The organism is Sneathiella sp. (assembly GCF_029233945.1).
Lineage (GTDB): Bacteria > Pseudomonadota > Alphaproteobacteria > Sneathiellales > Sneathiellaceae > Sneathiella.
The window spans coordinates 75,212-83,551 of sequence record NZ_JARGOQ010000006.1 but is presented as its reverse complement, the minus strand read 5'-3'; the positions used below and the strand labels follow the sequence as shown (position 1 = coordinate 83,551).

The following is an 8,340-nucleotide window of genomic DNA, read 5'->3' as shown; positions in this document are numbered from 1 at the left end:
ACAATGAATCAGGGGCCTGCGTTGCCGCGTCCTATGAGGCGAAGGCTTTCGGCATTAAAACCGGTACTCGTATCTATGCAGCAAGGGAGCTTTGCCCCGGTATTATCTTCCGTCCTTCCCGGCATCGGCTGTATGTCCGGGTAAATCAGAAAATCGCCCGTGTCATTGATGAGATTGCGGAGCTGGAGTTTGTCCGCTCCATTGATGAATTCCAGGTGGCGCTGGGCGGCGATAGTACCAAGCTGGACCGGGCGCTGGATCTTGCCCGAGACATCAAGGACGCGATACGGGAAAAGGTTGGCTCGGAGCTTCGCAGTTCCATCGGCATCGGCCCGAACCATCTGCTGGCGAAAATAGCGGGCAAGCTGGAGAAGCCGGACGGGCTGCAATGGCTTGCCCCTGAGAACATGCCGGAGGCTATCAGGCATCTCTCCCTAGATGACCTGCCAGGCATTTCGCGGGGTATTCGGGTAAGGCTTTATGATGCCCGGATTTATGACGTTACGGCGCTCTACAGGCTCGATCCGCGTCATGCCCGGATGATTTGGCATTCGGTGGAGGGAGAGCGGTTTGTAAGAGCCTTGCAGGGGATGGATATCCCGCTGATGCCGACCAAGCGGAACGGGTACGGTAACTCGAAGGTGCTGGCCCCGGTGCACCGTCCACCGCACAAGGCGAAAATGGTCGGGCGCTGGCTGGTGGAGAAGGCGTCGGAGCGCATGCGGAGGGATGGCTATTGCACCCGGCAGTTTCATTTGTCGCTACGCTTGACCGACGGTGGACGCCATGCGGGCAAGAAGATTACGGCAACGCGGGATACGCGGTTTTTACTCTCGCTGTATGAGGGACTTTGGCGGGATATCCGCCGTCGCAGCAACGGAGATGTTTTATCGATAAGCGTTCACCTTGGCGACTTGATCCTGCTAACGGAGCGCAACGGCGACCTGTTCGCGCCCCTCTCACCCGGAATGCCAAACAAGCCCGAAAAGCTCGCAGTCGTCATCGACCATATCAACCGCCGCTTTGGGGAGCGCATGGTGAAGTATGGAGAGCATCAGGACCATCCGGGCTTTTTTGAGAAGGGGTAAGGCAGGCGGCTCTCAGGGCAATTTTTAGACGGTTTACCCGGACGGGCATACCCTTGACTGTATTTCGTGCCCATTACGCGCGCGAACTCTGACCCGAAAAATTGCCGCAAAAACCCCGCGCAAAAACACAATATTACCTTATTTCAGGGGGGGTTAGTGCTTGTTAACGCGCCCTTTTTCTGATATGATGTTCCTGTTGTGTTCCGCCTGTGAAGGCCGACAAAGCCGAAAGGTCTCTTAGTTAGATGGATATTTTTTACTTACCGCGACAGGTGGCCCTTGATGCCACCGTCGCACCCCTTTCGGGGGCAAAACTCCAATTCTATCGGAAAAGTACCACAACGTCGGAGGATGTCTATACAACCTCCGCCCGCGACGTTGTGCATACCAACCCCGCGGTTGCCGACAGCGAGGCGACCGAGAACCTTCAAAAGCCGAAAACCGCCATTGACAGGAAAGATTCACCAGAGAGGAATTAGACCAATGGAAAAAGCAACCTTTGACCGGCATATGCATTTGCGCTTTACGCCGCAGCTTGCGGAACGGGCGCAGCGCCATGCAGCACAGCGCGACATGAGCCTTTCAGAATTTATCAGGCAGGCTATCCGGGAGCACCTGGACACGACGGAACAGGCCGCATAATGGGCAAGTATGACAAGCCCGGAACACTCCCGCTATTTATCAAGCGGATAGTGGAGGAAGAGCCAACGCCGGAGGCAGCTATCAGCCGCATCACGTCGGCGCTTCCTTACTGGTCTGTCAATGCCTTGCGCGAGGGGGCACTTGCCGACCGGGGCGCTTATCAGGACCGGAAATATCAAACGAGACTGGATAATTTAATTCAGTACACAGGGGAACAGCATGGCTAATCAATACGGAATCGACATGGGCGCGGTAATGCAAGCCCGGAACCGCAATGCACTAAACGACCTTCAAATGCAGACGGGGCAACGGAAGTTGCGGGCATATGACAACGAACTCGCCAAAAGCATGAGGGGAGACGAAGCGTTGCGGGGATACGGGGCCGCTGACAGTGCGGGGCGGCAGGAGAAAGTTAACAGCCTTTATGACATCGATCCCGAACGCGCGGCCAAGTTTGAAGAACAGGTCAGGAGTATGAAGGCAGACGAAGCCGCCGCCCTTGAAAAGCAAACAGATTACATCGGCAAAGTAGCCTTGGGATTACTCGATGTTCCCGACAACCAGTTTGACGATATATACAAACAAACCCTGATGTTTGCCAACCAGACGATGCCGGGAATTGCCGACGACGCACCGCCTATGAATGCCTCTCTTCCTGAAAAAAAGGCATGGGTGCAATTGCAGGCGACCGAGGCAATGGAAATAACGGATATTCTTAAGCGCAGCCAGCCGGGAAAGCCGACAAAAGCCGCTGACGGGTATCTCTATAATTCGGACGGCTCCCGAACATTCCCAAATGTGAAGGCCCCTGCCAAGCCGCCGACCATGCGGGAATTTAAAACGGGTGACAAAATAGACCTGAAAGAATTCGACACATCGACCGGCCAATGGGAGACAAGGGCCACCGCCCCGCGCTTCAAGGACGAAAACACGGCCACGTCAGAGCGTGAGAACTTCATGATTGATAACGACCGCAAGATATTGCTGCAAAAACTCGAAGGGATGACCCCGGAGGAATTGTTAAAGCGAACACAAAGCAGCTTGGCAACGGGACGGGATAACCCCGATTATGACGCTCAACTAACCGCGCAGATTAAGAACGCCCTCAAGAAGAAGCGCGGCGACGACCCGGACTTTGATAGGTTCCAGCAGCTATTTGCCGGAGCCAGAGGACCGGAGCAGCCGACCGCTCAGGCCCCGCAGGCGGCCATGGACTATCTGAAGGCCAACCCGAACCTTGCCGGAGAGTTTGACGCCAAATATGGACAAGGGGCAGCGCAGGCCATCTTGCAGGGCAACTAATGTCCAACGCCTTCGACCAGTTCGACACGCCCAAAAATCCTTTTGACCAGTTCGACAAGGCCAACGCCTTTGACCAGTTTGATGCGCCGGTAAAGAAGGTCGCGCCTGAAAAATCTTCCCTGTTTGTCCGGGGCATGAAAAGCGGCTTCATGGATGAAACACTTGCCGGGCAGGTTATCCAGCACATTACGGCGGGGGAGCCTTACAATCTGGAACGGTTGAAGCAGACCCCGCAAATCGACCGCTCCCCGAAAGACGCCTATAATTTCGAGCAGAAGCGCCCGGAGTTGTTCGACCCTGATTTCGAGGCCATGACGGGAGAGGATGCCCCTATTACCGGCATGACCCCGGCCATGCAGAAACGCTTTCAATCGAAATATGAAGCACTCACCCCGGAGCAAAAGGAACGCTTTGCCAAGGAATATCAGGACCGGCAGGCAGACTATAAGAAATGGCGGGAAGGTTTCGAGAAAGATACCGCTGTTAGCCCGGAAGACTTTGAGGGTGTTGGGGATTATCTCGCCTATGGCGCAGGCACCCTTGCGGGCACGGCGGCGTCTCCTGAATCCCTCATAGGCCCGGCGGGCGTTCGCACGGCAGGCAAGGGTCTCGCGGCAGCAACAAAGGCTATCGGCAAGGCAGCGGCGGGCAACGTCGCAGCGGAGGCAGCAATAGACCCTGTTGTCCAGGGGATGCAGATAGAACACGGCCAGCGGGAGGGTTATAGCTTCTCCGATACCGTCTTGTCGGCCTTGGGCGCGGGCGTGGTAGGTGGAACGCTTCACGGCGGCGGAATCCTTGCCAAGAAGGTTATCAGCGCCGTGCGAGGCTCTAAGGCGGTCCCTGACAGTATGACAGACGCTGAAATACTGGCGAAGGCACAAGAGGAGGTCCCGGAATTTGCTGCCGCCATGGATGAAGGCAACCCCTTCGACCAGTTCGACAATGAAGGATCTTCACCGGCATTCTCTGACCAGTACGCGCGCGAGGCAACCGTTAATCAGACAAGCCCACAAGCGCAGGAACCTAATCCGTTTGATGTATTCGACGAGGGCACGGGAAGGCCGGAGAACCTGAAGAAACCTGAGATTCAGAACGACGCCCCGCAAACAGGCATTGACGGGGACAACCTTATAAAACCTAATATTCAGGAAAAGATTTCAGAGCAAGAGAACTTAGTAAAACTTAGTATTCAAAAAAAGATTTCAGATCCCGACAACCTGACAAAACCCGACCTTCAAAAAGCCGACAGCCTGTTAAGAAATGTTAAGGTTGAGGAAGACCTCCCCGCCACGGCCAACAGCGCGGAGCCGGGAGAAAACCACATCGGCATGAGGCAGGACACCCCCGGCAGCGGGAGCCGTGACCTGAATGACCCGATACGCCGGGAGCATATCGTCAGGGACTTCTCAAAAGCTATTGGCGTCCCGATTTACGAAGGCCGCATTCCTGAACAATCCAAGGCGCTTGGCTTCTATCGCAAGGGCATTGAGGAAGTTCGCCTGCGCCATGCTAATGATATCGAGGTTGCCGCGCATGAGGTTGCGCATTTGCTCGATGACCGTATCCCGGAACTATCGCAGCAATGGAAGAACAACAAAACATTCAAGGCCGAATTGCGGGGCGTCTCCTATGACAAAACGAAACTCTTTGAAGGCTTTGCCGAGTTTGTCAGACTGTGGGCTACGCAGCCGGATAAGGCCGCGCAGCTCGCCCCCAGATTCAATGGCTGGTTTGAGGATTTTGTTGCCCGCAATGAATACGGCCCCGCGCTCCTGAAGGCACGGCAGGATATGACGGCTTGGTTTAATCAGGACGCCTTGAAACGTGCCCGCTCAAAGATAGGTGAGGCGAAAGAGAAGGGCTTGCCGAGTAACTTTGCAGGACGCTTGCGACAGGCGACGGTTGACGATACGCACGGGTTTAAGCTGTTTGAAGAAGCAGTAACCGGCGAAATATCCCCGGCGGGCTTACTTGAAACCGCCAGACTAAGCAGGGCAAAGAATTCCATCACAGAGGGAGCCATGACAATCGGCGCGCCTGTTGTGAAAGATGATGGCTCGCATAGTTTTGTTGGCAAGGGCCTTAAACAGATTCTTGAGCCCGCAGCCAACCGGCAAGACGAGTTCTGGACTTATGCCGTCGGACGGTCAGCGAAAGAACTGGCAGGGCAGGGCCGGGAACGTCTGTTCACCAAGAATGAGATTGACGCCATGCTCAAGCTGGAAACCCCGGCATTCAAACAGGCATTCGCAGATTATCAGGTGTGGAATAACAAGATACTGGATTTTGCACAGGCCAAGGGTGTGATTGACCCGACAACGCGCAAGCTATGGAAGCGGGCGGCGTATCTCCCGTTCTATCGCGTCGGCACGACCGGGGCACAGGGCAACAAAGGAACACAAGGCAACTGGAAGGGCGTTCAGGCTCTAACAGGGGGCACCGAAAACTTGCAGGACATTGCAAAGAATGTGGTCCAGAACGCGGCCACCCTGATAGGCGTTGCGCTCGATAACGAGGTACGGTTGAAAGCGGCGAAGCTATCACAGGGCAAGGGCGGCGCTAAATTCATGGCGCGGATTCCAAAAGAACAAATCCCGATTGATATAGACAGCCGACAGGTTGAGGATGCGATTGTAAAGGCGTTTGGAGCCGACAAGAAAAAGCAGCTCCCCATTGAAGTGCAAAGCATCATTGACGATATAGCGCACGGCCTTGGCCCGCTAACCACCTTTATCTTGCGCGGACAGGCCCCACAGGGCGGCAATGTGGTCGCGGCACTGCATAAGGGCAAGCCGCAATTCTATGAGGTTGCCGATCCTATCTTGCTGCGCTCCCTGACCAACCTCAACCGGACGGGGCAAAACTGGATTACCCGCGTTCTCGCCGTGCCCAAGAGAATAGGGCAGGCGTCCATCACTTTGACCCCTGATTTTATGGTGGCGAACCTTGCCCGCGATACCCTGCTAGGCAGCATTGTTTCGCGCACCGGATTCAAGCCCGTTGTGGATAGTATCCGGGGCATGAAATCCCGCGTAATGCAGGACCAGAATTATAAGGACTTTATTGCCAATGGGGGCGGCTTTTCCTCTTACCTTGTCGATGAGGAAGCCTTTGCCAAGCATCTTGAGAAGTTCTACACCAAGAAGGGTATTAACCCCCATAACGTCCTGAACACCCCGGCCAAGTTGTTATATGGGCTTGAGACGATTGCAGACGCCTTCGAAATGTCCACCCGGTTAGGTGAGTTCCGCAGGGCACAGGCGCAAGGCGACCACCCCCGACACGCGGCCTATCTGGCGCGGGAAGTCTCTACCGACTTCGCCATGAGGGGCGGCGGATTAAAGCGCGGCCATGAACTGCATGATAAGTTTGATGACGTGGCCGAGGCTTTGGGCTTTATGTATGACACGGTTATTTTCCTGAAAGCGGCGATGAACGGTCTTGACCGGACCTATCGCGGATTCGTGCATGACCCGAACAAGGGCGCGATTGCCGCCAAGACCGGCCTGCTTGCCCTGTCCAGCACGGGGCTTTACCTGCTGAATAAGGATAACCCGCTTTATCAGGACTTGGAGGACTGGGACAAAGACACCAATTGGCATTTCTTTGTTCCCAAATTCGACGCGCCGGAGGACGCCAGACCGGAGGATAAATTCATTCATTTGCGCTTCCCGAAAATATGGGAGGTCGGCGCGATTTCATCCATTGCCGAGCGAACCCTTGAGGGCATTGAGAAGGGAACGCCAAAGGAAACATTCAAGAATATCGCCAGCGTTCTGTCACAGACCTTCGGCATTGAGTATATCCCGCAGGCCTTCGCCCCGCTCTATGAGGTTTACGCCAACCACAACCGCTTTACCGGCAGGCCGATTGAGGGCATGGCACAAGAGGGCGTACAGCCTTGGGCGCGGGCCAATAACGGCACGTCACAGACATTGCGGGCAGCGGGTGAGGCGGCGCGAGACATTCCCGGATTGAACAGGATTTCCCCTGTCCAGGCGCAGCATTTACTAAGAGGCTATTTCAACACCTGGGCGGCTTACGGACTGTCCCTCGCTGATGCCGCTATCTTTGACGATGCACCGGACTTGCGGGCCGACCAGTACCCTGTATTGAAGCGGTTTTATCGGCAATCCCCGTCCCGTTCTTCAAAGGCAGTCGGCGATTTTTACGACACGCTCAGAGACGCAACCGAGATGCGCCGCACCATGAACTTGATGGACAGAACCAACCGGCCCGACATTGCGGGCGAGTTGGAGAACACCGAGGAAAATCTGAAATACAAGCAATTCACCAGAGCCAATAAGCAGATGCGGGCGTTTAGTGCGGAAACCAAGCGGGTATACAACGCCAAGGGCTTGGCAGAGACGCAGGAGATAGCCAAGGAGCAGGAAAGCATAGGCCGGGGCAAGTTACGGTCCCGCGCCATGAAAGAAGGCGTCTGGGGCGATGTGGGGGCGCTTAAGGGCTTTCTGCTTGAAAACATACTTGAAGCCCGCAACGACTTTGCCAAGGAAGTTATGAAAGAGGTCGAAAATGACAAGAAAAATTAATTGCTATCGGGATCTGATTGAAACCCCGTTTCATGAGGCGGTCGAACTTATGAGAGATATGCCGGAGGACGGGCGCAAGCTATTTGAAAATATTTGCGAAGGGGGGCTTTCGCATAACACCAAGGCGCTTAATGCTTCGCCTGAAGAATTGAAGGAAATCTATTTTCAGGGATGGACGGCGCTATTCGTATCTAATCCATTCCGCGCAGCGGAAGAGCCGCACCCTAATGAAGTTACAGCCGAGCAAATACGGGAGTATTTTAACGCGCAGATTAATAGCGGTTTAATTGTCCGGGAAATTCTGTCCCGGTCACAGAAAGAGCGGACAAATGAATAGTTTAACACCTTTTAAAACACCAACATTATACACCCCCAAGACTGGGGCTAACCTGCCCGTGAATAATGCGCTTACAAGGACGGCCTCAACGCCAAGCGGGCCAAAGTTCTACACGCCGAACAATCTCAGGAATGCGCTAAATCCGAACAATCTGGCACCAAGGAAAGTTGACCCGAACCGCACACAAAATGCGCTTGCCAAGCTCTTTAATCTGGACTTGTCGGGACAATCGCCGGGAGACACCCCAAGTACAGGCGGAGACCCCAATCAGGGGGCGGGCGTTGCGCAGAATCCCAGCGATATGAGTATGGAGGGGCTTATGTCGGAGAACGAATCCTTGGCGGCATTTGGTGACGTGGTTGATGTTGGTACGGGACTAGGCGCAACCGAAAAACGTAAGCCAAAACAATCGATT

General features: G+C 54.8%; 8 protein-coding genes. All 8 read left to right on the top strand.

Features of this window, described 5'->3' with window-relative positions; genetic code table 11:
• Nucleotides 1-1,088: hypothetical protein (locus P1U71_RS03600; RefSeq protein ID WP_301104180.1), on the top strand; the 1,088-nt coding region annotated here is incomplete at its 5' end.
• A 245-nt stretch (nucleotides 1,089-1,333) separates the two neighbouring features.
• Complete coding sequence (locus P1U71_RS03595) at nucleotides 1,334-1,567, top strand: hypothetical protein (protein WP_301104179.1); 234 nt, start codon at nucleotides 1,334-1,336, stop codon at nucleotides 1,565-1,567.
• Nucleotides 1,568-1,571: 4 nt separating this feature from the next.
• Nucleotides 1,572-1,730 carry a ribbon-helix-helix protein, CopG family gene (locus P1U71_RS03590; protein WP_301104178.1) on the top strand — a complete coding sequence of 53 codons (159 nt, stop codon included), beginning with the start codon at nucleotides 1,572-1,574 and terminating at the stop codon, nucleotides 1,728-1,730.
• On the top strand, nucleotides 1,730-1,957 hold the full coding sequence (locus P1U71_RS03585; protein WP_301104177.1) for a hypothetical protein: 228 nt from the start codon (nucleotides 1,730-1,732) through the stop codon (nucleotides 1,955-1,957). The genes P1U71_RS03590 and P1U71_RS03585 overlap by 1 nt, the downstream gene beginning before the upstream one ends.
• A complete protein-coding gene (locus tag P1U71_RS03580) occupies nucleotides 1,950-3,032 on the top strand; it encodes a hypothetical protein (protein ID WP_301104176.1) in 1,083 nt (360 codons plus the stop codon). Before P1U71_RS03585 ends, P1U71_RS03580 begins: the two co-directional genes overlap by 8 nt.
• On the top strand, nucleotides 3,032-7,588 hold the full coding sequence (locus P1U71_RS03575; RefSeq protein WP_301104175.1) for an LPD38 domain-containing protein: 4,557 nt from the start codon (nucleotides 3,032-3,034) through the stop codon (nucleotides 7,586-7,588). Before P1U71_RS03580 ends, P1U71_RS03575 begins: the two co-directional genes overlap by 1 nt.
• Nucleotides 7,572-7,925, top strand: a complete 354-nt coding sequence (locus P1U71_RS03570) for a hypothetical protein (RefSeq protein ID WP_301104174.1) — start codon at nucleotides 7,572-7,574, stop codon at nucleotides 7,923-7,925. The genes P1U71_RS03575 and P1U71_RS03570 overlap by 17 nt, the downstream gene beginning before the upstream one ends.
• The coding region (locus P1U71_RS03565; protein ID WP_301104173.1) for a hypothetical protein at nucleotides 7,918-8,340 on the top strand (423 nt) is incomplete at its 3' end. The genes P1U71_RS03570 and P1U71_RS03565, both read left to right, overlap by 8 nt.